Source organism: Hydrophilobacter chitinilyticus, from assembly GCF_049860745.1.
Lineage (GTDB): Bacteria > Pseudomonadota > Gammaproteobacteria > Burkholderiales > Burkholderiaceae_C > Rhodoferax_B.
In genome coordinates, this window is the sequence record NZ_CP187561.1 from 4490634 (window position 1) to 4513573 (window position 22940).

The 22940-nt window shown below is 61.2% G+C and carries 20 protein-coding genes; 9 read left to right on the forward strand and 11 right to left on the reverse strand.

All coding sequences use genetic code 11. The annotated features are described in order from the left end of the window. Positions 1-68: 68 nt before the first annotated feature. Complete coding sequence (locus ACPWMG_RS19945) at positions 69-476, reverse strand: GlcG/HbpS family heme-binding protein (RefSeq protein WP_422832872.1); 408 nt, start codon at positions 474-476, stop codon at positions 69-71. Between the two features lie 254 nt (positions 477-730). Between ACPWMG_RS19945 and ACPWMG_RS19950 the strand changes: the two genes are divergently transcribed. After that, positions 731-1432, forward strand: a complete 702-nt coding sequence (locus ACPWMG_RS19950) for a Bax inhibitor-1/YccA family protein (protein ID WP_483301228.1) — start codon at positions 731-733, stop codon at positions 1430-1432. A 156-nt stretch (positions 1433-1588) separates the two neighbouring features. After that, positions 1589-1966 (forward strand): hypothetical protein, encoded by a 378-nt coding sequence (locus ACPWMG_RS19955; RefSeq protein ID WP_483301229.1) that lies wholly within the window; start codon positions 1589-1591, stop codon positions 1964-1966. 108 nt (positions 1967-2074) lie between these two features. Here the strand turns inward: ACPWMG_RS19955 and rlmD are convergent, their stop codons facing one another. The 5 genes from rlmD to ACPWMG_RS19980 form a co-directional block, all read right to left on the reverse strand. Continuing rightward, the gene (gene rlmD, locus ACPWMG_RS19960; RefSeq protein WP_483301230.1) at positions 2075-3481 is read right to left on the reverse strand and encodes a 23S rRNA (uracil(1939)-C(5))-methyltransferase RlmD; all 1407 of its coding nucleotides are present in this window, start codon (positions 3479-3481) and stop codon (positions 2075-2077) included. A 49-nt stretch (positions 3482-3530) separates the two neighbouring features. Continuing rightward, entirely contained in the window at positions 3531-4892 is a 1362-nt protein-coding gene (glmM, locus tag ACPWMG_RS19965; protein WP_483301231.1) for a phosphoglucosamine mutase, read from the reverse strand. A gap of 89 nt (positions 4893-4981) precedes the next feature. Further along, complete coding sequence (gene folP / locus ACPWMG_RS19970) at positions 4982-5845, reverse strand: dihydropteroate synthase (RefSeq protein ID WP_483301232.1); 864 nt, start codon at positions 5843-5845, stop codon at positions 4982-4984. 143 nt (positions 5846-5988) lie between these two features. After that, positions 5989-7914, reverse strand: coding sequence for an ATP-dependent zinc metalloprotease FtsH (gene ftsH, locus ACPWMG_RS19975; protein ID WP_483301233.1), 1926 nt, complete (start codon positions 7912-7914; stop codon positions 5989-5991). A 156-nt stretch (positions 7915-8070) separates the two neighbouring features. Continuing rightward, complete coding sequence (locus tag ACPWMG_RS19980) at positions 8071-8751, reverse strand: RlmE family RNA methyltransferase (protein ID WP_483301234.1); 681 nt, start codon at positions 8749-8751, stop codon at positions 8071-8073. Between the two features lie 21 nt (positions 8752-8772). Between ACPWMG_RS19980 and ACPWMG_RS19985 the strand changes: the two genes are divergently transcribed. Then, positions 8773-9255 carry a YhbY family RNA-binding protein gene (locus ACPWMG_RS19985; protein ID WP_483301235.1) on the forward strand — a complete coding sequence of 161 codons (483 nt, stop codon included), beginning with the start codon at positions 8773-8775 and terminating at the stop codon, positions 9253-9255. Positions 9256-9315: 60 nt separating this feature from the next. On the opposite strand, the gene ACPWMG_RS19990 is transcribed toward ACPWMG_RS19985, so the two are convergent. From ACPWMG_RS19990 to ACPWMG_RS20010, 5 genes are all read right to left on the reverse strand, one after another. After that, the gene (locus ACPWMG_RS19990; RefSeq protein ID WP_483305295.1) at positions 9316-9732 is read right to left on the reverse strand and encodes a DUF4149 domain-containing protein; all 417 of its coding nucleotides are present in this window, start codon (positions 9730-9732) and stop codon (positions 9316-9318) included. Positions 9733-9768: 36 nt separating this feature from the next. Next, entirely contained in the window at positions 9769-10245 is a 477-nt protein-coding gene (gene greA, locus ACPWMG_RS19995; RefSeq protein ID WP_483301236.1) for a transcription elongation factor GreA, read from the reverse strand. A gap of 117 nt (positions 10246-10362) precedes the next feature. Then, a complete protein-coding gene (gene carB, locus ACPWMG_RS20000; protein ID WP_483301237.1) occupies positions 10363-13596 on the reverse strand; it encodes a carbamoyl-phosphate synthase large subunit in 3234 nt (1077 codons plus the stop codon). Then, positions 13589-14785 carry a glutamine-hydrolyzing carbamoyl-phosphate synthase small subunit gene (gene carA / locus ACPWMG_RS20005; protein ID WP_483301238.1) on the reverse strand — a complete coding sequence of 399 codons (1197 nt, stop codon included), beginning with the start codon at positions 14783-14785 and terminating at the stop codon, positions 13589-13591. The genes carB and carA overlap by 8 nt, the downstream gene beginning before the upstream one ends. Before the next feature lie 198 nt (positions 14786-14983). Next, a complete protein-coding gene (locus ACPWMG_RS20010; protein WP_483301239.1) occupies positions 14984-15553 on the reverse strand; it encodes a MarR family winged helix-turn-helix transcriptional regulator in 570 nt (189 codons plus the stop codon). Positions 15554-15821: 268 nt separating this feature from the next. On the opposite strand from ACPWMG_RS20010, the gene ACPWMG_RS20015 reads away from it, so the two are divergent. The 6 genes from ACPWMG_RS20015 to ACPWMG_RS20040 all read left to right on the forward strand — a co-directional run bounded on the left by ACPWMG_RS20015 (position 15822) and on the right by ACPWMG_RS20040 (position 22937). Further along, positions 15822-16814: a Bug family tripartite tricarboxylate transporter substrate binding protein gene (locus ACPWMG_RS20015; RefSeq protein WP_483301240.1), complete on the forward strand. Its 993-nt coding sequence runs from the start codon at positions 15822-15824 to the stop codon at positions 16812-16814. Positions 16815-16872: 58 nt separating this feature from the next. Continuing rightward, on the forward strand, positions 16873-19158 hold the full coding sequence (locus tag ACPWMG_RS20020; RefSeq protein ID WP_483301241.1) for a xanthine dehydrogenase family protein molybdopterin-binding subunit: 2286 nt from the start codon (positions 16873-16875) through the stop codon (positions 19156-19158). After that, positions 19151-20044 (forward strand): FAD binding domain-containing protein, encoded by an 894-nt coding sequence (locus ACPWMG_RS20025; protein ID WP_483301242.1) that lies wholly within the window; start codon positions 19151-19153, stop codon positions 20042-20044. Before ACPWMG_RS20020 ends, ACPWMG_RS20025 begins: the two co-directional genes overlap by 8 nt. Next, on the forward strand, positions 20041-20517 hold the full coding sequence (locus ACPWMG_RS20030) for a (2Fe-2S)-binding protein (RefSeq protein ID WP_483301243.1): 477 nt from the start codon (positions 20041-20043) through the stop codon (positions 20515-20517). The genes ACPWMG_RS20025 and ACPWMG_RS20030 overlap by 4 nt, the downstream gene beginning before the upstream one ends. Beyond that, complete coding sequence (locus ACPWMG_RS20035) at positions 20507-21292, forward strand: SRPBCC family protein (protein ID WP_483301244.1); 786 nt, start codon at positions 20507-20509, stop codon at positions 21290-21292. The genes ACPWMG_RS20030 and ACPWMG_RS20035 overlap by 11 nt, the downstream gene beginning before the upstream one ends. A gap of 169 nt (positions 21293-21461) precedes the next feature. Beyond that, on the forward strand, positions 21462-22937 hold the full coding sequence (locus tag ACPWMG_RS20040) for a rhomboid family intramembrane serine protease (RefSeq protein WP_483301245.1): 1476 nt from the start codon (positions 21462-21464) through the stop codon (positions 22935-22937). Positions 22938-22940 lie beyond the last annotated feature (3 nt).

The window sequence follows — 22940 nt, forward strand, 5'->3', positions numbered from 1 at the left end:
CGACCACTGGGTCGGCGTTTTCGTTTGCGGCTTTCACCGCAAATAGATCGCTGAATGGCTTAATTGGCTTACAGACCGAGAGCCGCGATACCAGCCTTGGCGATTTGCGCGTCTTCCGTCGACTTCACGCCGCTCACACCCACCGCGCCAATGCATTGGCCGTCCTTGATGATCGGCACGCCGCCTTCGAGCAAGCCCGCCACATTAGGCGCGCTCAGGAACGCCACGCGGCCGCCGTTGACGATGTCCTCATAGACCTTGCTCTCGCGGCGGCCCAGGGCTGCCGTGTGAGCTTTGGCAGGGCCAATGTGCGACGAGATGGCAGGAGCGCCATCCAAGCGCTGCAGCCACAGCAGGTGGCCGCCGTCGTCGACGATGGCGATCGTCACGGCCCAGTTGTTTTTCAGCGCTTCCGCTTCAGCGGCAGCAGCCACAGCTTTGACGTCGGCGAGTTCGAGAACAGATTTGGTCTTCATGTTGGCGAAGTTGGTAGTGAAATAAATGCAGGAAAAAATGTGTCAAAAACTCTTCGAGCATAACGGGGTTAAAGCACGTCTCGCGAGACGTGACGCATCCACCTTGCCAAGCACCAAAATGGCCCACGTTGTACCCCTACAAAATGTAGGAGCCAGGGCGTGATTTTTTGGGCCTTTCACTTGAAGCCTCCTAGAATTCCCCAAACTTCTTTTCGTCCATTCGGACACTGGAAGCCACTGAAGGAGATCCATCCGTGAACGACAACATCCGTACCATCGACCCGTCCACCAGCTATGGCTGGGGCGTCTCGCAAGAGCAGCGCAACAAGGTCATGCGCAACACTTACTGGCTGCTGGCTTTGAGCCTGATTCCTACCGTGCTCGGCGCATGGCTGGGCGTGGCCACCGGCATCACCCGCTCGCTCTCGGGCGGTTTGGGCCTGATCGTTTTCATGGGCGGCGCCTTCGGCTTCATGTTCGCCATCGAGAAGACCAAGAACTCCGCTGCCGGCGTGCCGGTGCTGTTGGGCTTCACATTCTTCATGGGCCTGATGCTGTCGCGCCTGATTGCGGCCGTGCTGGGTTTCAGCAATGGCGCTGAACTGGTGATGACCGCATTTGCGGGTACGGCAGGTGTGTTCTTGGTGATGGCCAGCGTGGCCACCGTCATCAAGCGTGATCTGTCCAGCATGGGCAAGTGGCTGTTCGTTGGCGCCTTGGTGCTGATGGTTGGCGGCATCGTCAACGTGTTTGTCGGTTCTACTGCGGGCATGATGGCCTTGTCGGTGGCGGCCATCGGTATCTTCAGCGCGTTCATGCTGTACGACCTGAAGCGCATCATGGACGGCGGCGAGACCAACTACATCAGCGCCACCCTGGCTCTGTACCTGGACTTGTTCAACGTGTTCCAAAGCCTGCTGTCGCTGCTCGGCATCATGGGCGGCGACCGCGACTGATCAGCGTCAGCGCCCTCTCCAAAAGGCCCTTCGGGGCCTTTTTGCTTTTGGGGCGTCCATGCTGAGGTGGATTGATCACGCCGCTCGTCGCCTTTTTCCATGGCGCGGCTATGGATAAGCCTTAACTCCGCCGGACAGATGCCGATAATTCAAACAATGGTTCCTACACTACGCCCCACTTTGCTGCGCTTGCTTCTGATTTCCAGCACTTCGGTGTTGCTGTTATCGGGTTGCGAGATTCCTGGCGTCTACCCAGACCCTAAAACCGTGCAGCGCGATGCCGATGCCAAAGCGATAGGCGGCGGCTGCAGGCACGCCATGCGTAGCCTGGAAGACTGCTACGCCATGAACGCCAAGGCGCCCAAGGCGGCCGTGTTCAACGGCTGGAAGGAAATGGACGCGTACATGCGCGAAAACAAGCTCGAAGGTGTGACCCCCACAGGCGTTAAACCGCCAGTTACGGAAGAGGTCGAGCAAGCCGAAGCGCCCGCACCTGCCGAGCGAAAGAACAGCCGCAACGGCAAAGCGTCATAAAGTCTTAACGCCACAAGCTAGACAACGGTTACCGCTGAATGTAAATCGCCCGCCAGAGCCTCAGTGGTTGAGGCGCTGGCGGGCGATTTTGCAAGGGCCGCTGAAAAACTACTCGGCCAATTCAAACACCGCCATGCTTTCCACGTGCGCAGTGTGCGGGAACATGTTCACCACACCCGCCTGCACACAACGGTAGCCGCCACAGTTCACCAGTAAGCCAGCATCACGCGCCAGCGTCGCGGGGTTGCAGCTCACATAGACAATGCGCTTGGGCGGCGTCCAACCGTTACGCAGCTCGGGCTGCTCGTGCAGGTCAACCAAGGCTTTGGCCAAGGCAAAGGCACCTTCGCGTGGTGGGTCGACCAGCCATTTATCGGCCGCACCGTCCTGCACCAGCATCTGGGGCGTCATCTCAAACAGGTTACGCGCTACAAAGTCCGTAGCGCAAAGCGATTTGAGAGACTGCCGGGAAGCCTGGTTTTTCTTGTAGTTCTCACGCGAGCGTGCAACCAGCGTTTCACTGCCTTCAATGCCCAACACTTCACGGGCCTGCGTGGCAATCGGCAGGGTGAAGTTACCCAAGCCGCAGAACCAGTCGATCACACGTTCATCAGACTGCGCATCCAGCAGAGCCAAGGCTTTGGACACCAACACGCGGTTGATGTGTGGATTCACCTGCGTGAAATCGGTGGGCTTGAAAGGCATTTCGATGCCAAATGCGGGCAAGCCGTAAGCCAGTTGCGGCTGCTCTTCGTCGAGCAGCTTGATGGTGTCCGGCCCTTTGGCCTGCAGCCACCACTGCACACCGTACTGGGCCGCAAAAGCGCGCAGGCGCGCCAGATCTGCTTCGCTCAATGGTTCCAGGTGGCGCAGCACCATGGCGGTCACATCGTCACCACAGGCCAGCTCAATTTGAGGGCAGGTTTCAATCGCATCCATCGAACCGATCAGCTCGCGTAGCGGCACCAGCATGGCGTTGACGTGTGGCGGTAGCACATGGCACTCGCTCATGTCGGCCACGTAGCGGCTCTTGCGTTCGTGAAAGCCCACCAGCACGGCATTCTTCTTGCGCACGTGGCGCACCGACAGGCGCGCACGATAGCGGTAACCCCAAGCCGGGCCTTCAATCGGCCGCGCCACGGTTTCCGCCTTGACTTTGCCCAGGTGCCAGAGGTTGTCCTCCAACACGCGCTGCTTCACCGCCACTTGGGCAGCAGGGTGCAAATGCTGCATCTTGCAGCCGCCACAAGCACCTGCATGCAGGCCGAAGTTGGGGCAACCGGGACGCACGCGCTGTGACGACTCGCGGTGAATCGCCGTCACGGTGCCCTGCTCCCAGTTGTTCTTCTTGCGGTGCACATTCGCGCTCACCACCTCGAACGGCAGAGCGCCTTCGACAAACACTACTTTGCCTTCTGGCGTGTGCGCGATGCCTTGCGCATCCATGTCCAGGGATTCAATCTCCAACCAACCGGGAGGCAATTGAGCGTCGTTATTTTTCGTGGGATCAGTCATTCTCGAATCTAAATTTGGGTAGCGTCTAGTGCGCTACGTTCGTAAAACCTCAGGGGTTCTTCACCACTGCGGCAATGCGCTCGGCGCAATCTTTGGCTTGAATCGGGTCGCGGGCCTCGACCATCACACGCACCAGCGGCTCGGTACCACTGGGGCGAATCAACACTCGGCCTTCACCACGCAACTCGGCTTCGACTTGCTGGGTGATTTGCGTCAGCGCAGCACTCTTCCACTCCTGGCCAGGCACCAGCCGCACATTGATCAGCGTCTGCGGGAACAGCACCACGTCGGACAACATCTGCGCCAGCGTTTTACCGTGACGCACACAGGCTTGCAGCACTTGCAGAGCACTGACGAGGCCATCACCGGTGGTGTGTTTGTCCAGGGCCAGCAAGTGACCGGAGCCTTCACCGCCGAGCATCCAGCCGCGCTTTTCAAGTTCTTCAAGCACGTAGCGGTCGCCCACTTTGGCGCGCACCAATTCCACACCGCGCGCCTTCAGCGCCAACTCCACCGCCATGTTGGTCATCAGCGTGCCGACCACACCGGGCACGGCATCGGCGGCGCGTTGGCTCGGGCCGCCATTGCCACCGCGCAGCAGGCGCTCGGACACCATCAGGTACAGAATTTCGTCACCGTTGAACAGGCGCCCCGCGGAGTCAACAACTTGTAGACGATCAGCATCGCCGTCGAGCGCCACGCCAAAGTCGGCACGGTGGGTCAACACGGCTTCCACCAGCGCCTGTGGGTGGGTGGCGCCGACATTGCGGTTGATGTTCAAGCCGTCGGGGCTGCAACCAATCGCGATAACTTCCGCTCCGAGTTCGTGGAACACCAATGGCGCGATTTGGTACGCAGCGCCGTGGGCGGCATCGACCACGATACGCAACCCCTTGAGCGTCAACTGGTTGGGGAACGTGCTTTTGCAGAACTCGATGTAGCGGCCTGCCGCATCTTCGAGGCGGCGCGTTTTACCCAATGCGGCGGAGTCCACCCACACGGCGGGTGTATCCAACGCGGCTTCAACCTCTTGCTCCCAGGCATCATCCAGCTTTGTGCCCTGGGCACTGAAGAACTTGATGCCGTTATCGCCAAACGGGTTATGGCTGGCGCTGATGACCACGCCCAAGCTTGCCCGCTGCGCTCGCGCCAAGTACGCCACACCAGGCGTCGGCAAAGGGCCGAGCAGCACCACATCCACACCGGCTGAGTTAAAGCCCGACTCCAGCGCGCTCTCGAGCATGTAGCCCGAGATGCGTGTGTCCTTGCCAATCAGCACCGTCGGACGGGCTTCTTTTTTCTTCAGCACGCGTCCTACGGCATTCGCCAAACGGAGCACGAAGTCTGGCGTGATGGGTGCCTGGCCCACTGGGCCACGAATGCCGTCTGTACCGAAATATTTTCTTGTCATTTTTTCCCCTCAACTAATTTTCTAATGGCCTCTGCTTCTGACCGGCATCCATGCCAGTGAAGCCAAAGCCTGTACGAACTTGAATCAATTTAGGAGGCCGCCCGCCACACCTTCAACGCTTGCACCGTGGGGCCCACATCGTGCACCCGCACCACACGCGCGCCACGCTCCACAGCCAACAACGCAGCCGCCACGCTGGGCACCATGCGTTCATGCACAGCAGCCGTCTCCCCCCCCGGCAACGGCGCCCCCATCGCGGCCAAAGACGACTTACGGGACCACCCCACCAACAACGGATAACCCAACGCCAGGAACTCCGCTTGCCGTGCAAGCAGTGAGAAGTTCTGCGCCACTGTCTTCCCAAAGCCCACGCCAGGATCCAACGCGATCTGCGGCATCTTCACACCAGCAGCGAGCAATGCATCGGCAGAATTTCTCAAGAATGCCAAAACCTCCAGCACGATATCGCCCTGCATGGGATGGACCTGCATCGTCTGCGGCTCGCCATGCATGTGCATCAGGCAAACCCCGCAGTTGGGATACTGCGCCACCACACTGGCGCCCGATAACGACGGTTGCGCAGGATCCGTCCAGCGCAGAGCCCAAATGTCGTTGATGATGTCCACGCCCAGCTCGAGCATGGCTTGCATTACGGCCGGCTTGTAGGTGTCGATCGAGACTGGCACACCAAGACGCACCGCTTCACGCACCACTGGCACCAGGCGCTCCAACTCCAGTGCTTCGGGCACTGGTTCCACACCCGGCCGCGTGGATTCGGCTCCAATGTCCAGAATGCTTGCGCCCTGTGCAATCAGCTTCTCGCAATGCGCAAGCGCCGCAGCAGTGGTGGCGTGCTGACCGCCATCCGAGAACGAATTGGGCGTGACGTTGACAATCCCCATCACCTGAGGCTCGGTCAGATCGATTTGCCAACGAGAAGTTTGCCAGTACATAGTCGAGAGAATTGCGATCAGAGGCAGCGCAAAAGCGCCGTTGTGCCTTGTTGTTTCGCCGTATTTAGCTCAGAGCCAGAAACGTCAGAAACGAAAAAACGGGGCAATGTGCCCCGTTGCTTCCAGCGTGTGCTGATGTGTGATCAAGCCGCGTTCGGCGCCACCTCTGGAGTTACCTCGGCGGTTGCACCGCCGCTGCCACCAGCACCGCCACCACCCGACGGCGCACGTGGCGTCCAGTCTTTGGGAGGACGTGGCTCCTTGCCAGACATGATGTCGTCCAGTTGCTCCATGTCAATGGTTTCCCATTCGAGCAAAGCCTTCGCCATGGTGTGCATCTTGTCGCTGTGCTCTTCGATCAAGCGACGGGCCAAGCTGTACTGCTCGTCAATGATCTTACGCACTTCGTGATCCACCTTCTGCATGGTGGATTCACTCATGTTCGTCGTTTTGGTAACCGAGCGACCCAGGAACACTTCGCCTTCGTTTTCAGCGTAGACGATCGGGCCCAAGGCCTCCGTCATGCCGTAACGCATCACCATGTCGCGGGCGATTTGCGTCGCACGTTCAAAGTCGTTGCTGGCACCCGTGGTCATTTGGTTCATGAACACTTCTTCCGCGATACGGCCACCGAACAACATGCTGATTTGGTTCAGCATGAACTCCTTGTCGTAGCTGTAGCGGTCTTGCGCTGGCAGGCTCATCGTCACACCCAAGGCACGGCCGCGAGGAATGATGGTGACCTTGTGCACCGGGTCGCACTTGGGCAACAAGCGACCAATCAGGGCGTGGCCCGACTCGTGGTAGGCCGTGTTGCGGCGTTCCTCTTCCGGCATGACCATGGACTTGCGCTCTGGGCCCATGATGATCTTGTCTTTAGCCTTCTCGAAGTCTTGCATTTCAACGACGCGGGCGTTGCGGCGCGCAGCCATCAAAGCGGCTTCGTTACACAGGTTGGCCAAATCAGCACCCGACATACCAGGCGTGCCACGGGCGATGATGCCGGGGTTCACGTCTTGGCCGATTGGCACCTTGCGCATGTGCACGTTCAGGATCTGTTCGCGGCCGCGAATGTCTGGCAGCGTCACGTAAACCTGACGGTCGAAACGGCCTGGGCGCAGCAATGCGGCATCCAGAATGTCAGGACGGTTGGTGGCAGCCACCACGATCACGCCGAGGTTGGTCTCAAAACCATCCATCTCGACCAGCATCTGGTTGAGGGTTTGTTCGCGTTCGTCGTTACCACCGCCCAAGCCTGCACCACGTTGACGGCCGACAGCGTCAATTTCGTCGATGAAGATGATGCACGGAGCGTTCTTCTTGGCATTTTCGAACATGTCGCGGACACGGGCAGCGCCCACACCAACAAACATTTCCACGAAGTCAGAACCCGAGATCGAGAAGAAAGGTACTTTGGCTTCGCCGGCAATCGACTTGGCCAACAGCGTTTTACCCGTGCCCGGAGGGCCAACCAGCAGCAAACCACGTGGAATACGGCCGCCCAGCTTTTGGAACTTCTGAGGGTCCTTCAGGAAGTCGACGACTTCTTTGACTTCTTCCTTGGCTTCGTCGCAACCTGCCACGTCTGCAAAGGTAACTTGGTTGCTGTTTTCATCGAGCATGCGCGCCTTGCTCTTGCCGAAGCTGAAAGCGCCACCCTTGCCGCCACCCTGCATCTGGCGCATGAAGTACACCCACACGCCAATCAGCAGCAGCATGGGGCCCCAACTGACCAGCAGGGTCATCAGCAGCGAACCTTCTTCGCGTGGCTTGACATCAAACTTGACGTTGTTGTTGATCAGATCGCCCACCAAACCACGATCCAGATACGTGGCCGTAGTGCGGATCTTGCGATCGTCGGTGGTGATGGCGGTGATTTCGTTACCGCTTTGCCCTTCGGCAATGACCACCGATTTGATGCGTTTGCCGCGTACGTCTTCCAGAAAGTCGGAATAACCCACGTAGCCCGAGCTGACACCCGCGCGGGTATCGAACTGTTTGAAGACCGTGAACAGCACCATGGCGATCACGAGCCAAACAGCAACTTTTGAAAACCAGGGATTTTTCAAACCAGACTCCGATAAGTGGGGGCAGAAGCGCAATTGAGGCCAATTTTAGGCCTTTCAAGCGCACCTCCCTAATGAATGTCCATGTCCGGCAATAGGGTCAACCGCTCAAACACCAGCTTTTTCTCGATGACCAAGGGTAAACGCCGACAAAGAGGGCTAACTCTGCGGCTTCAGCCCGATACCAATTAAAAAAGTTTCTGACGATTTGTCTCGCGACGCCTTCGGTTTCAAGGGTTTCACAGTCACAAAAGTCTTCTTGAACAGTTGCACGAGCTCGTTGTAGCCACCACCATGGAAAACCTTGACGACCAACGCACCTTCCGGCTTGAGGTGGGTTTGGCAAAACTCCACCGCCAGTTCGATCAAATGCACGATGCGCGCGGCGTCCACCGTACCCAGGCCTGAGAGATTCGGCGCCATGTCGGACACCACCACGTCGGCCTGGCGGCCTTGCAGCGCCTGTTCCAACTTCTCCAGCATCTCGGCTTCGCGGAAGTCGCCCTGAAAGAACAACACCCCTTCGATGGGCTCCATGGGCAGCAAATCGATGGCGATGATGGTGCCGTTCAACTCCCCCACCGCTGCACCACCAGTGCCTGCCGTTCCCTTGGGCGCCATCTTGCGGCGTAAATACTGGCTCCAAGCGCCGGGCGACGAACCCAAATCAACCACCACGTGACCAGGGCGAATGAGCCGCATGGTCTCGTCGATTTCTTTCAATTTATAGGCCGCACGCGCCCGGTAACCCTCTTTGTTGGCCAGCTTGACGTAGGGGTCGTTGATGTGCTCGTGCAACCAAGCTTTGTTGACTTTGCTGCTTTTTTTTTCAATTTTCATGTTGGCCTTGATAATACGGCTATGCCTCTAATTCAACTTACCCCTGCACAGCGCAAGGTTCACCGCGCCGAAGCCCACCATCTTGACCCAGTCGTGATGGTCGGAGGCGACGGCCTGACACCCGGCGTGATCAAAGAAGCCAACCTGGCGCTCAACGCCCACGGCCTGATCAAGGTGCGCGTTTTCTCGGACGACCGCGTCGCCCGCGAAACCATGTTCCAGACCCTGGCCGACCAACTCAGCGCGGCCCCCATCCAGCACATTGGCAAACTACTGGTGCTCTGGCGCCCAAAACCCGAGATCAAAAAAGAACGCCCTGAAGACGAAGACCGCATGCCCGGCCCTCGCGACTTCAAGGTGCTGAAACACAGCAGCCGCGGCGGCCAACGCCCTGAAATCAAAACCTTGCGCGTGTTGGGCAACCAGCGCCTGACGGCCGGCGGCCAAGTCAAACGCGCCAAGCCGAAGCCAAAGACCAGTGTGAAGAAGCGCAGCCAGACCTGATCTGACCTGCTGATATGGCCCGCTCGCAGCGGTGCCGTCTTTACCGTCCCGCCAACACCATCAGCGCTGTTGTGCGGGACTTAATTTCCAAAGCGTCACCCCGGCACACAGCCACTGCAGCAAATACATGCCGCTGCCCACGCTGTGCCAGAGCTTCAAATTCTCGCGCGCGACGATTCGCGGTGCTACGGCAAACTCTGCCAACAGCGCCAGCAATAAACCACCCGCTATAAATAAAAGAGCTGCTTGCGCTACGGGAGTTTGCTCGTCAGGCGTTTTTGACCGCGTAAACAGCAGCAGGATGATGGCGCAAGCCATGGACAGCCACGTCTGCGCGTTGAACAGCTTCGCCGCCGTCGCCCCGGCGATCGCAGGGCTAGGCAAAGTGGCAAACAGCATCGGCACCACGATGAAGCCCACCGTGGTCAAACTACCCCACCACAAGGCGGCTAAAAATAGGGGCAGCCGCTGTTTGATCACGTGTTGGTCTTCCTGAACTTTCTCTGATGTCGATCAGATGTAGCGCACGGCCACGATTTCGTAGTGCTTCAGGCCGCCTGGGGCTTGCACTTCGGCGGTGTCGCCCTCTTCCTTGCCGATCAGCGCACGTGCGATGGGGCTCGAAATGTTGATGCGACCCAGCTTCAGATCGGCTTCGTCTTCGCCCACGATTTGGTAGCTCACGGTGGCGCCGCTGGTTTCTTCTTCCAGCTCGACGGTGGCGCCAAACACGACACGGCCACCAGCGTCCAGCGCGGCAGGGTCGATGATTTGTGCGGCAGACAATTTGCCTTCAATTTCGATGATGCGGCCTTCGACAAAACCTTGACGGTCTTTGGCCGATTCGTACTCGGCGTTTTCGCTCAAGTCGCCCTGAGCACGCGCTTCGGAAATGGCGTTGATCACGGCGGGCCGGTCGACGGTCTTGAGCTTGTGCAGCTCGGCCTTCAGGGACTCAGCACCACGCTTGGTGACGGGAAAAGTGGACATAGTTGTTCTCCAAATGCAAACCGCCGGTCGTCTCCGTCCGGCGGTGTGTTTCTCTATTCGCTGTGCGGGCCATTATGCCGCGTTTGCGGCGCCCGCAAGCGATGCTTCAGACGGTGATCAAGCAGTCAATTGCGCGTGCATTTCTTGCACCGAAATCACGTCCAGATGATCCATGTGTTGCATGCCTTCCACGGCCGCTTCTGCACCAAAAATCGTGGTGAAAGTGGTCACGCGGGCCAGCAAGGCAGACGTACGGATCTGGCGCGAATCGGCAATCGCGTTGCGGCGCTCTTCCACCGTGTTGATGACCAAGGCAATCTCGTTGTTCTTGATCATGTCGACGATGTGCGGACGGCCTTCGGTCACCTTGTTGACCACTGTGCAGGTAATGCCGGCCGCGTTGATAGCGGCAGCAGTGCCCTTGGTGGCGATCAGCTCGAAGCCCAGCTTGGCCAGGCCACGCGCCACTTCCACGGCACGCGCCTTGTCGTTGTTCTTCACCGAGATGAAGGCCTTGCCCGAACGCGGCAGGATGGTGCCCGCGCCGATTTGCGACTTGACGAACGCCTCACCAAAGGTGCGGCCCACGCCCATCACTTCACCGGTCGACTTCATTTCCGGGCCGAGGATGGTGTCCACGCCTGGGAACTTGACGAACGGGAACACGGCTTCCTTCACGCTGAAGTAAGGCGGCGTGACTTCACCGGTGATGCCTTGCGAAGCCAGCGATTGGCCGGCCATGCAGCGTGCAGCGATCTTCGCCAGTTGCTGGCCCGTCGCCTTGCTGACGTAAGGCACGGTGCGCGAGGCGCGTGGGTTCACTTCCAGTACGTAGATGACGTCTTTGCCATCTTTCTCCTGGATGGCGAACTGCACGTTCATCAGGCCCACCACATTCAACGCGGCGGCCATGGCAGCGCTTTGGCGCTTGAGTTCAGCAATGGTGGCGGGCTTCAAGCTGTAAGGCGGCAGCGAACAGGCCGAGTCGCCCGAGTGCACGCCGGCTTGCTCGATGTGCTCCATCACCCCACCGATCAGCGTGCCGCCGGTGTTGTCACGGATGCAATCCACGTCGCATTCCACGGCATCGTTCAAGAAGCGGTCCAGCAGCACGGGCGAGTCGTTGCTCACCTTCACGGCTTCGCGCATGTACCGCTCCAGGTCGCGCTGCTCGTGCACGATTTCCATCGCGCGGCCACCCAGCACATAGCTTGGGCGCACCACCAGCGGGTAGCCCAGCGCAGCGGCCTTTTCCAGGGCTTCCGGCTCGGTACGCGCGGTGGCGTTTGGCGGTTGCAGCAAGTTCAGCTCGTGCAGCAGCTTCTGGAAGCGCTCACGGTCTTCGGCCGCGTCGATCATGTCGGGCGTGGTGCCAATGATGGGCACGCCGTTGGCTTCCAGGTCGAGCGCCAGCTTCAACGGCGTTTGGCCGCCGTACTGCACGATCACGCCCAGGGGTTTTTCCTTGTCGACGATTTCCAGCACGTCTTCCAGCGTCAGCGGCTCGAAGTACAGGCGGTCGGAAGTGTCGTAGTCGGTCGACACGGTTTCGGGGTTGCAGTTGACCATGATGGTCTCGTACCCGTCTTCACGCATCGCCAGCGCCGCATGCACGCAGCAGTAGTCGAACTCGATACCTTGGCCGATGCGGTTCGGGCCACCGCCCAGCACCATGATCTTCTTCTTGGTGGTCGGGTCGGCTTCGCACTCGCCGCCTTCTGCTTCGTAGGTCGAATACAGGTAGGCGGTGTCTGTCGCAAATTCAGCGGCGCAGGTGTCCACGCGCTTGTAGACCGGGCGCACGCTGAGCGCACGACGACGTTCGCGGATGGCCGTGTCGGTGGTCTTGAGCTGCTTGGCCAGGCGACGGTCGGAGAAGCCTTTTTGCTTCAGCGCGCGCAGCGTGGCGGCGTCGATGTCTTCCAGCTTCTTGGTCTCCAGCTCCAGCTCGATCTTCACGATCTGCTCGATCTGCACCAGGAACCAAGGGTCGATCTTGGTCAGCGCAAACACTTCGTCCACGCTCATGCCTTGGGCAAACGCGTCGCCTACGTACCAGATGCGCTCTGGGCCGGGTTCGCCGAGTTCTTTTTCCAGAACTTCGCGGTCCTGGGTTTTTTCGTTCATGCCGTCCACGCCGACTTCCAGGCCGCGCAGGGCTTTCTGGAACGACTCTTGGAAGGTACGGCCCATGGCCATCACTTCACCCACCGACTTCATCTGCGTGGTCAGACGCGAGTCAGCAGCGGGGAATTTTTCGAACGCAAAACGTGGGATCTTCGTGACCACGTAATCGATGCTCGGCTCGAAGCTCGCCGGCGTAGCGCCGCCGGTGATTTCGTTGCGCAACTCGTCCAGCGTGTAGCCGATGGCCAGCTTGGCCGCGACCTTGGCGATCGGGAAACCGGTCGCCTTGGACGCCAGTGCCGAAGAGCGCGACACGCGTGGGTTCATCTCGATAACGACCATGCGGCCGTCTTTCGGGTTGATGGAGAACTGTACGTTCGAGCCGCCGGTGTCCACACCAATTTCGCGCAAAACGGCCAACGAGGCGTTACGCAGAATCTGGTATTCCTTATCGGTCAGCGTTTGTGCGGGTGCCACGGTGATCGAGTCGCCGGTGTGCACACCCATCGGGTCCAAGTTTTCGATCGAGCAAACGATGATGCAGTTGTCCGCCTTGTCGCGCACCACTTCCATCTCGTACTCTTTCCAGCCGAGCAGCGACTCTTCGATCAGCAGCTCGTTGGTGGGCGAGGCTTCCAGGCCGCGCTTGCAAATCGTCTCGAACTCTTCCGAGTTGTAGGCAATACCGCCGCCGGTGCCGCCCAGCGTGAAGCTGGGGCGAATGACGGTGGGGAAGCCCAGCGTCTTTTGCACGGCCCAGGCTTCGTCCATCGAGTGGGCGATGCCCGAACGCGCCGAACCCAGGCCGATGCGCGTCATCGCGTCCTTGAACTTCAGGCGGTCTTCGGCCTTGTCGATGGCTTCTGGCGTGGCGCCGATCAGCTCCACCTTGTACTTGTGCAGCACGCCATTACGCCACAGGTCGAGCGCGCAGTTCAGCGCAGTCTGGCCGCCCATGGTGGGCAGGATCGCGTCAGGGCGCTCCTTGGCGATGATCTTCTCGACCGTCTGCCAGGTGATGGGCTCGATGTAGGTGACGTCGGCCGTAGCCGGGTCGGTCATGATCGTCGCAGGGTTGCTGTTGATCAGGATGACCTTGTAGCCCTCTTCGCGCAGCGCCTTGCAGGCTTGCACGCCGGAGTAGTCGAACTCGCAGGCCTGGCCGATGATGATCGGGCCGGCGCCGATGATGAGGACGCTTTTGATGTCTGAGCGCTTAGGCATTCTTCTTCTCCAGAGCTTGTTCCATCAGCGCGGTGAAACGATCGAACAGGTAACCAATGTCGTGCGGGCCGGGCGAGGCTTCAGGGTGGCCCTGGAAGCAGAACGCCGGCTTATCGGTGCGGGCCAGGCCTTGCAGCGTGCCGTCGAACAGGCTGATGTGCGTGGCGCGCAGGTTGGCGGGCAGCGTTTTTTCATCGACCGCAAAACCGTGGTTCTGGCTGGTGATGCTGACGCGGCCGTTGTCGAGGTCTTTGACCGGATGGTTGGCACCGTGGTGGCCGAACTTCATCTTGAAGGTCTTGGCACCGCTGGCCAAGGCCATGATCTGGTGGCCCAGGCAGATGCCGAAAGTCGGCACGCCGGTTTCAATGATTTCGCGCGTGGCGGCAATGGCGTAGTCGCAAGGCTCTGGGTCGCCAGGGCCGTTGGACAAAAACACGCCGTTGGGCTTCAAAGCCAACACGTCAGCGGCGGGCGTTTGCGCTGGCACCACCGTCACGCGGCAGCCGCGTTCGGCCAGCATGCGCAGGATGTTGTACTTCACGCCGAAGTCGTACGCCACCACATGGAAGCGCGGCGCGGTTTGCGTGCCGTAGCCAGGCGTGCCATCTTCGCGCGCCAGTTGCCATTCGGATTGCGTCCAGTCGTAGCCTTTGGCGGCAGACACCACCTTGGCCAAGTCCAGACCGGCCATGTTCGGCGCGGCCTTGGCCGCGGCGATGGCTTTGTCGATCGCGGCTTGCGTGACGGATTCGCCCGCAGCCAAGCCCACGATGCTGCCGTTTTGCGCGCCGTGCGTGCGCAGGTGGCGCGTGAGCTTGCGGGTGTCGAGACCGGCAATGGCCACGGTTTTCTCTTTGACCAAGTAGTCTGACAGCGTGAGCTTTTGACGAAAGTTGGAAGAGACAAGAGGCAAGTCTTTGATGATCAGACCTGCGGCGTGGACTTTGCTGGATTCGACGTCTTCCTCGTTCGTCCCGTAGTTGCCGATGTGCGGATACGTCAAGGTGACGATCTGCTGGCAATAGCTGGGGTCAGTGAGGATTTCCTGGTAGCCGGTCATCGAGGTGTTGAACACAACCTCTCCAACGGTGGAGCCGGTGGCCCCAATCGAATGTCCAAAAAAGACCGTGCCGTCTGCGAGCGCCAGAATGGCGGGCGGGAAGGTTCCCTGTAGAGACAAAAGCACTGGGTTCTCCGAAATGGTTACGGGTACGCCCAAGCGGTCCAAGAGAAAACTCTTGTCATGGCTCTGATAAGGGGTTCGGTGTGAACGGCGCTAGGCGTACGGTGATGGCGGGAAAGCCCTCAATTATAACCAGCAGTTACCAGCGATGGCACGAGATCCTGGCAGAAACCCTTGACTCTCACCCCAACTCAGTCGTAATCATATGTACGAAGACGGGCCACCATCGCGCCCGTCCGGCGACGGCGCCAGGCAGTGCTGCCCCAGCTTCTTCAGCGCCAGATAAAGCCCTTCGCGTTCCTCCGGGCTCAGCACACAAATCATTTCCGCTTGGCGCTGCCGTGCAATCGGAATGGCCTGCGCATGCAACGCCGCACCTGCCGGCGTCACCAGGCAAGTGAGCTTTTTGCGCGGCGTGGAGCCCTCAGCGCGGATCTCCAGCAGACCGCGTTGCTCCAAAAGTCGCACGGTACGGCTAACCAAGGCTTTGTCTGACGTGGACTGGATCACCAGTTCAGCAAACGGCAGTTGCCCCGCGTGCGCCACCAGCGACAGCAGTCGCCACTCCGACACCGACACACCAAATTGCTCGGCGTAAGGCTGGGTGATGGTGCGGCGCAGCGCGTTGCCCACCGTGCTGAACATGGTGGTCAGAAAGTTGTCGACCGTCAGCCCTTCGCCCGTGGGCTCCAACCCGGTCCATGGACAGGGCACTCGGGCTGCCCCAGTAGCAGCACCAAGGGTTTCATTCAATTCATCAGATTGGCTCATACGCCGGATTTTCGTTGTTTGCGCAACTCACGTCTGCGTGATGCGCGGAAATTTGAAAAATCAATTTTCTTATCATATTTTTATGAAACGTCAATTATCGTTTTCAGCAAGTTGATATATCAACTTATAAATCAAAGAATGCGTTCGGTTTCCAAATGAAACCTTGTTTTATATATGAAACAAACATGCGTCTCGTCTTAGCCTGCTTAGAACCGTCCTCACCCGCATCACCCCCAAAGATGCAAGCGCCCTGACCTGGAGTTACACGATGAATGTTGACCGCCGCCTCGTTCTTACCGCCGCACTGGCAACGCTAGCCGCCAGCGCAACCTTGCCCACTGCAGCTCTGGCCGCCGACCCCTACCCCAACAAACCCATCACCGTGGTAGTGGCCTACCCACCCGGCGGCGACACCGACGCCATCGCCCGCCTGCTGGCCGACAAGCTGTCGCAGCGCATCAAGCAGCCGGTGATGATCGACAACCGCGCCGGCGCGGGCGGCGTGGTGGGCAACACCTTTGTGAGCCGCGCCCCGGCCGACGGCTACACCCTGCTGTTCACGCCCAACCCCTTCACCACCGCGCCCATGGTGCTCAAGCTCGCCCCCAAGGCCAGCTACGACGTGTTGAACGGTTTTGAGCCCGTCATCAAGACGGCCACCCAGCCGCTGCTGCTGGTGGCCTATCCGGGCGCCGGCTTCAAGACCGTGCCTGAGATGATTGCCGCCGCCAAGGCCGGCAAGGCCATCAGCTACGCCAGCCCCGGCGCGGGCTCGCCCATGCACGTGGTAGCCGAATGGCTGAACCGCGCAGCCGGCACACACATCACACACGTGCCCTACCGTGGCGTGGGTCCATCCGTCACCGATGTGGTGGCTGGCCACGTCAACACCGCCTGGGTCACCATCGGCGCGGTGTCGCAGTACGTGCAACAGGGCAAGCTGATTCCGCTGGCGATTGCCGATGCACAACGCTCGCCGCTGGCGCCCAACGTGCCGACGCTGGCCGAGTTTGGCTACAAGGACGTGGTGGTCGGCGCCTGGAACGGCTTCTTCGCACCCAAGGGCACGCCGAAGGACATCGTCACCCTGCTCAACGGCCACCTGAACGAAATTGTGAAGATGCCTGAAGTGATCGAGAAGCTGGCCGTGTTCGGTGCCCTGCCTGCCGGCGGCGCGCCCGACGTGCTGGGCAAGACCAACGCCTCGGACTATGAGGTGATGGGCAAGATCATCAAGGAACTGGGCATCACTGCCGACTGATCTGCCTCCCGCGGCGCCGTGTTTTGCACCCGGCGCCGCGCTTCGCTTGAGTAACTCCATGAATCCATCGACCCTGGGCACTGATGTGCCCCAAGTCACGGCCCGCGCCAAGGTGCTCGGCCGTGCGCAGTACGCGGGCGACCTCAAGGTCGCCGGCATGCTGCATGCCAAGGTGCTGCGCAGCCCCTATCCACACGCGCGCATCGTCCGCGTGGACACCAGCGCCGCACTGGCCCTACCCGGCGTTCGCGCCGTGCTCACCGGCGCTGATGCGCCGGGCGCCCTCTGGGGTGTGCATCACAAAGAACGCGCCATTCTGGCCAAGGACGTGGTGCGCTTCGCCGGCGAAGAAGTCGCCGCCGTGGCCGCCATCACCGAAGAAATCGCACGCGACGCGCTCGACCTGATCGCAATCGAATTTGAGGAACTCCCCGCCATCCTCAGCCCCGAGGAAGCGATGGACGAAGAAGCCCCCGGTATCCACCCCGGGCGCAACAACATCGCGCACGACATCCAGTTCCACCGCGGCGATGTCGACGCCGGCATGGCCTCGGCCGACTTGGTGTTTGAAGCCACCTACACCACCCACGCCCAATACCCCGGCTATTTGGAGCCCATGGCCAGCGTGGCGCGCATCGATCCCGAGGGGCGGCTAGAGGTCTGGACCTCCACCCACTCCGCGTCGCTGGCCCGCGTGCGCCTGGCCGGCGCGCTGGAATTACCCATCTCGCGCGTGCGTGTGCACCAGGCCACCACCGGGGGCGGCTTTGGCGGCAAGATGGTCGAAGACGCCAACAACCTCATCGCCGGCCTGCTGGCCGTCAAGACCGGCCAGCCCGTGCGCCTGGTCAACAACCGGCTCGAAGACTTTCTGGCCGCGCCGTCCAGCGTGCCCGAGCACATCACCCTCAAGCTGGGCATGATGCGCGACGGCGAAATCGTCGCCAAAGAGGTGCGCATCATCGCCGACTGCGGCGCCTACTGCGGCTTGGCGCCCGAGGTGATGCACGTCAGCGCCATGCGCAGCGACAACATGCATCGCAACCCCAACGTGCGCTCCCACGCCACGCTGGTCTACACCCACACGCCGGTGCATGGCGCGTTCCGAGGCTTTGGCGGCACACAAATGCAGTTCGCGCTCAACAGCCACATCGATGCCATGGCCGAGCAGCTCGGCCTCGACCCGGTGGACATCCACAAGCGCAACGCCATCGGCGCGGGCGAGACCAGCATCCACGGTTGGCAGATCGGTAGCACTGGCTTGAAGGAATGTATTGACCAGTGCACCGACGCCATCGGCTGGAAAGCCAAACGCGCTGTGCCCAAGGGCACGGGCGTCAAGCGCCGCGGCGTCGGCATGGCCGCCGCCATGCACGTCAGCGGCAACCGCACCATCGGCAACTGGGATGGTTCCACCGTCGGCATCAAGATCAACGAAGACGGCCGCGTTTACATCCACAGCGGCGAGGCCGACGTGGGCCAGGGCGCGATGACCATGCTGAGCCAGGTGGTGGCACATGAGCTGAGCATTCCGTTGGCTCATACCTACGTGGTGCCGCCCGACACCGACACCTCTCCCAGCGCCATTGGCGCGCTGGCCTCGCGCATCACTATCGCCGGTGGCAACGCAGCCATCCAGGCGGCACGCAAGGCGCGCGACAAACTGTTCGCGCTCGCGGCCACTGAACTCAAGGCCGAAGTCGATCAACTGGAATTGGCCAAGGGCATGGTACGCATAAAGGGTGACCCCACACGCCAAGCCAGCATCGCCCAGCTCGCGCGCCTGCACATCTGGCGCCATGGCGGCGAAGGCATTCAGGTGACGTGCAGTTGGGACGCCAAGACCACCATGCACAACGACCAGGTCTACGGCAACATCGCCCCGGCCTACTCGTTTGCCGCGCAGGCGCTGGAGGTCGAGGTCGACACCGCCACCGGCCAAGTCACCGTGCTCGACAGCTTTGTCTCCGACGACTGCGGCAAGGCCCTCAACCCCATGGCCATCCACGGGCAGACCAATGGCGCCACCGTGCAGGCCATCGGCTGGACGCTCTACGAGCACCTGCAATTGGAAGGCGGGCGCATCGCCAACGCCGACTTTGCCGACTACACCATGGCCATGGCCGACGCCGTGCCCATGCTGCGCGGCGGCCTGGTCGAATCCATCGACCCCAACGGCCCGTACGGCGCCAAGGGCGCGAGCGAAACCGCGATCTTGCCCGGCGCCCCGGCCATCGCCAACGCGGTGTATGACGCGATTGGTGTGCGCATCCGCGAGCTGCCCATCACGCCCGAGAAAATCCTGGCCGCGCTGCGCCAACAAAAGGAGGCGCAGCATGCGTGACTTTGACTTTCTGGAACCCACCACGGTGGCCGAGGCCAGCCGCATGCTGGCCGACCTGGGCGAAGACTGCCGCGTCATGGCCGGCGGCACAGCGCTGATGTTGGCCATGCGCCAACGCATGCTCTCGCCCACACACATCGTCTCGGTGGCGCGCCTGCCTGAGTTGCAAGGCATCAGCTTCGACGCGCAACACGGCCTGCGCATCGGCGCGCTCTCGCGCCACTGTGATGTGGCGCGCTCACCGCTGGTGCAACAGCACTACCCCATGCTCGCCGCCATGGCCGCACAGGTGGCCAATCCACAGGTGCGCCACCAGGGCACCATCGGCGGCAACCTTTGTTATGCCGACCCGGCCACCGATCCACCGACCTGCTTGATGTCGCTCGGCGCACAAGTGGTGCTGGCCAGTGCGCGCGGCGAACGTGTGTTGTCGATGGAAGAATTTCTCGTCGACTACTACGTCACCGCCATCGAGCCCGATGAAGTAGTGCAAGAAATTCGCATCGCCCCACCCGCGCCTGATGCGGATGGTCACTACACGCGCTTCCTGCGCACCGCCGCTGAGCACCGCCCGCTGGTCAACCTGGCACTGGCCACGCAACGCAGCGGCGCTACCTGCCACTCGGCCCGGTTGGTGGTGGGCGCCTCCACGCCGATCCCTGCACGCGTGGCGCGCGCTGAAGACTTCCTCACTGGCAAAACCGTCACGCCCGACGTGGCCGAGCAAGCCGCCGACATCGTGGCGCAGGACATCTTGGCCGTGTCCGACACCCGTGGTTCGGACACCTTCCGCCGCGAGATGGTGCGCGTGGTCACCCAACGCGCCATCGCCCAATTGTTTGGGCTTTCCCCCGCGCCCCTGAACACCCACGGAGCCCATGCATGAGCAAACACCAGATTGATGTGACCGTCAACGGCACACCCCACAGCGTGGAAGTGCCCGCACGGCGCATGTTGTCCGACTTTTTGCGCGACGACTTGCATCTCACCGGCACCAAGCGCGGCTGTGAAACCGGCACCTGCGGCGCCTGCTCCGTTATCAAAGACGGCGAGGTCGTCAAGTCCTGCCTGTCGTTGGCCGTGCAGGCCTGTGGCAGCCACATCACCACCGTTGAAGGCCTGGCTCAAGGCGAGCAGCTGCACCCACTACAAGAGAGCTTCATGCAATGCGGCGGCCTGCAATGCGGGTACTGCACGCCGGGCTTTCTGATGGCCTCGTGCGCCATGCTGGCGCGCAACCCCAACCCAACCGTCGACGAAGTGCGCCACGGCCTCAACGGCAACCTCTGCCGCTGCACGGGCTACACGCAAATCGTCGAATCTGTCTTGAACGCTGCGGAGAAGATGCGTGGAAATTGAAAAAATCATGACCGTGGCAGCACCCACGGAAAAAGTCTGGGCCATGCTGCTCGACCCCAACGTGATGGGCAGCTGTGTGCCCGGCATGAAGTCGATCGAGGTGATCAGCGACGTCGAATACGTGGCCGTGATCCACGTCAAGATCTCCTTCATCAGCGCCAAGTTCAAGCTCAAGACCACCATCGTCGAGCAACAGGCGCCGCACTACCTGCGCTGCGAAGGCACGGGTGAGGATGCCTCGGTGGCCAGCTCGCTCAAACAGCAAAGCGAACTGTTCCTCGCCGCCCTGCCCGACGGCAAGACCGAGATCCGCATGAAGGTCAAGGTCGACGTGCTGGGCCGCCTGGGCACCTTCGGCCTCACGGTGATGAAGACCAAGGCCGACCGCATGTGGGAGGAGTTTGGGCAAAACCTGGTGGCGCGGTTGGAGGGTGGCGCGGCGCCTGTGGCGGCAACGGTGGTGGTGGCTAAGCCGGCGGCAGTATCGGCACCTGCACTAGTTGCTTCACCTCCATCTGTTTCGACACCCGCTCCCATGCCGCCCCCTGCCCCAGTCGCCACGGCTGCACCAGCCGTCGCCACGCCATCGCCGGTCACGCAAACACCCCCTGCGACCGCACCACGCGGCTGGTGGTCACGCCTGTTCAACGGCCACACGCCCAGCGGCCAACACATCCACATTGAACTGCGCCGTGGCGACACGGCGTTGACGGTGGACTGGCCGGTCGAAGCCTCAGGCGACTGCGCGGCCTGGCTGCGCGACGTGACCAAATGAGGTGACGCCAGGCGGGTGGTGGCGCAGGGCATCCAACGGTGCATTCGCAGATACATTTAGCAGCTTCGTCATCGTCGCTGCCAAAGACATGCCCACACGTCCATCCGCCTCGAAGCCCGCCATCCGTTGGCACCTGGCGCCGGGCCAACTCTGAGCCAAAGGGCGCGCCATGTTCTACGCCATCCCGCTCGAAAACCGACCCAGCTGGCGTAACCCGCCATGGATGACGGTGTTGCTCATCTTGCTGAACATGCTGGTGTTCTGGGGCCCGCAGCGCAGTGAAGAAAACGCACAGGAGCGTGCCGCACGCGCCTACGCACGCAGCGTGTTGCCCGCGCTGGAGCTGCCGGCCTTTGTGGACTGGCTTGACAGCACACAGTCGCCGCACGCCCGCACCGCCCGGCAGTTGTTGGCCCACAAGCGCACGGATGAGTTGCTGGAAGCGCTGCAACGTGAGCCAGCCTTCGTAGAAAAACTGCACGCCCAAACCGTGATCACGCCCGAGCATGCGCAGTACACCGAATGGCTACGCGACCGCCAGCAGTTCGATGCAATGTGGCCCGCCCCGTTCACCGCGCGCTGGGCGCAGGACTACGCCAAGGACGCTGATTTCAAACCCTGGACCTGGCTCACCGGCGCTTTTTTGCATGGCAGCACCGGCCACCTGCTGGGCAACATGCTGTTCCTCTTCTTGTTCGGCTTTTCCGTCGAACTGGCACTGGGACGCAGCACCTTCTTGAGCTTTTACCTGCTGGGGGCCGTTGGCGCCTCGGCCCTCGCCGACTGGGCCTATGCCGGCAAGGGCGGCTTGGGTCTTGGTGCATCGGGCGCGGTGTCGGCCCTTATGGGCATGTACGCCGTGATGTACCGGCTCAAACGCATACGTTTCTTCTACCAGTTGTTTTTCTATTTCAACTACGTGACCGCCCCGGCGCTGCTGTTGCTGCCGGCATGGATGGCCAACGAGTTGCTGCAACATTGGGTGGGCGGCCAAGGCATTGCGTACATGGCGCATTTGGGCGGACTGATCACCGGCGCCGTATTGATGGCCGGGGCGATGGCGCTCCAGCGCGTAGCGGCGCCAGAGACCCAAGCCTCCGCACGCGCAAACGAAGACGATGGTTTTCAACGCCACGTGGCCAAAGCCAAACGGCTGGGGGCGGCGATGCAGCACGAGGCGGCCAGCGCGGAATGGCGTGCAGCGGCGGCGCTACAGCCTCACGACAACGCCACCCTGCGCGCATGGTTCAACACCGCACGGCTGCAACCCGCGAGTGACAACTTTCACCGCGCGGCGCAGCACATCTTTCGCTTGTCGGCCACCGACACCGAGACGCTGACCTTGCAGCACACCAGCTTCACCACCTACCTCGACCAGGCCAAGCCCGGCGTGCGCCTGCGGCCTGATGACATGGCGCGGCTGTCGCGCCGCTTCGTGCGCATCAAGCAGTTTGAAGATGCGGGGCGGCTCTGCACCATCTTGCTGAAAACCGCGCCCGACCATCCCGAGTTGGGCGACACCTTGTCCGTGTGTGCCAATGGCTTGCTGCACACAGGTCAGCGCGACAAAGCCATCAGCCTGCTGCCGCACCTGCAGCGTCTCGCGCCCAACGACATGGTGACGCGCGCGCTGCAGAACGCCTGAAAC

Bases quoted from the DNA above. Each gene is read 5' to 3' on its own strand.
- ACPWMG_RS19945 (WP_422832872.1), bottom strand. From the start codon at position 476: ATGAAGACCAAATCTGTTCTCGAACTCGCCGACGTCAAAGCTGTGGCT.
- ACPWMG_RS19955 (WP_483301229.1), top strand. From the start codon at position 1,589: ATGGTTCCTACACTACGCCCCACTTTGCTGCGCTTGCTTCTGATTTCC.
- rlmD (WP_483301230.1), bottom strand. From the start codon at position 3,481: ATGACTGATCCCACGAAAAATAACGACGCTCAATTGCCTCCCGGTTGG.
- glmM (WP_483301231.1), bottom strand. From the start codon at position 4,892: ATGACAAGAAAATATTTCGGTACAGACGGCATTCGTGGCCCAGTGGGC.
- folP (WP_483301232.1), bottom strand. From the start codon at position 5,845: ATGTACTGGCAAACTTCTCGTTGGCAAATCGATCTGACCGAGCCTCAG.
- ACPWMG_RS19980 (WP_483301234.1), bottom strand. From the start codon at position 8,751: ATGAAAATTGAAAAAAAAAGCAGCAAAGTCAACAAAGCTTGGTTGCAC.
- ACPWMG_RS19985 (WP_483301235.1), top strand. From the start codon at position 8,773: ATGCCTCTAATTCAACTTACCCCTGCACAGCGCAAGGTTCACCGCGCC.
- greA (WP_483301236.1), bottom strand. From the start codon at position 10,245: ATGTCCACTTTTCCCGTCACCAAGCGTGGTGCTGAGTCCCTGAAGGCC.
- carB (WP_483301237.1), bottom strand. From the start codon at position 13,596: ATGCCTAAGCGCTCAGACATCAAAAGCGTCCTCATCATCGGCGCCGGC.
- ACPWMG_RS20010 (WP_483301239.1), bottom strand. From the start codon at position 15,553: ATGAGCCAATCTGATGAATTGAATGAAACCCTTGGTGCTGCTACTGGG.
- ACPWMG_RS20015 (WP_483301240.1), top strand. From the start codon at position 15,822: ATGAATGTTGACCGCCGCCTCGTTCTTACCGCCGCACTGGCAACGCTA.
- ACPWMG_RS20020 (WP_483301241.1), top strand. From the start codon at position 16,873: ATGAATCCATCGACCCTGGGCACTGATGTGCCCCAAGTCACGGCCCGC.
- ACPWMG_RS20025 (WP_483301242.1), top strand. From the start codon at position 19,151: ATGCGTGACTTTGACTTTCTGGAACCCACCACGGTGGCCGAGGCCAGC.
- ACPWMG_RS20030 (WP_483301243.1), top strand. From the start codon at position 20,041: ATGAGCAAACACCAGATTGATGTGACCGTCAACGGCACACCCCACAGC.
- ACPWMG_RS20040 (WP_483301245.1), top strand. From the start codon at position 21,462: ATGTTCTACGCCATCCCGCTCGAAAACCGACCCAGCTGGCGTAACCCG.